Genomic DNA, 969 nt, shown 5'->3' with positions numbered 1-969 from the left:
CCGCCTTCAGCTGGGGTGGGGTGGGCGGGGCACGGTGGGGTGCGCCGCCCGGTCTGTCGTAGCGGTGTCCGCTCGTGTCGGTGTCAGCGCGAGCCGTTGACGAGCCCGTGGCTCCAGCTGTGGTCGCCGAGGCCGATGACGACCTGGACCTTCTTGACCGGCTTGGTGCCGGCGCTCTTGAACTTCGGCGTGGCGGTCCAGTTGGTCACGCCGTCGAGCATGTTGGCCTCGGGCTCGATCTTGCTCTTGGAGGCCTTGAGGGCGAAGGCGGCGTTGAAGTTGGTGCCCTTGTGGCCGACCTTCTGGCCCTTGCCGTTGATCAGGTGGTTCTTGCCGGTCTGGTAGGTCAGCTGGGTCGTCACGCTGGTGACCGGGATGTTGAAGATGCGCTCGGTCGCCGTGGCGGACAGGCTGATGGTGGTGGTGCCGTCCTTGGCCTTGCGGGTGCTGGCGGTCACGGTGCTGATGAAGTTGACGTCCTTGTTGTAGCGGAACGTCTTCTTGCCGCCCTTGGGGAGGTCGCCGGGGTGGTCGACCTTGAACGCGCTGTAGACCTTGGCGCTCTGCAGGTAGGTGACGAAGGCCTGCTGCTTGGCCTTGGGCAGCTTGCTGAACGCCTTGAGCGTGCCGGCGGCCCCCGGGGTCTTCTTCAGCCAGGCCTTGTACGCGCCCACGGTCAGCTTCGAGGGGGCCGCCGGCGCGGCGGCGGCCTGGCTGTCGGCGAAGGCCTGGCCGGTGCCGCCCAGCAGGGCGATGGCGGCGGCGGTGGCTATGGCGGATGCGGTGATGCCGTTGCGCACGTGTTTCTCTCCTCGTCGCGCGGTGCACTGTGGGTTCGCGGTTCTCGCTGTCGCGACGAAGCTACGGGCGCGCCGAGGGCGGGCGGAATTGTCTCTTCGGGCACTGTCCGGGAGGGCAGTGCCGGGGTTCGGTGGGGCGGCGAAACACGAGGTCACCGCATGGCGAAGG

At 68.2% G+C, this 969-nt stretch carries 1 protein-coding gene; it reads right to left on the bottom strand.

Annotated elements, in window-relative coordinates:
• Positions 1 to 83: 83 nt before the first annotated feature.
• Positions 84 to 800 (bottom strand): hypothetical protein, encoded by a 717-nt coding sequence (locus tag STRIP9103_RS19180; protein ID WP_048820566.1) that lies wholly within the window; start codon positions 798 to 800, stop codon positions 84 to 86.
• Positions 801 to 969 lie beyond the last annotated feature (169 nt).

It is taken from the genome of Streptomyces ipomoeae 91-03 (assembly GCF_000317595.1).
GTDB lineage: Bacteria > Actinomycetota > Actinomycetes > Streptomycetales > Streptomycetaceae > Streptomyces > Streptomyces ipomoeae.
This window is presented reverse-complemented; position numbering and strand designations above follow the sequence as displayed.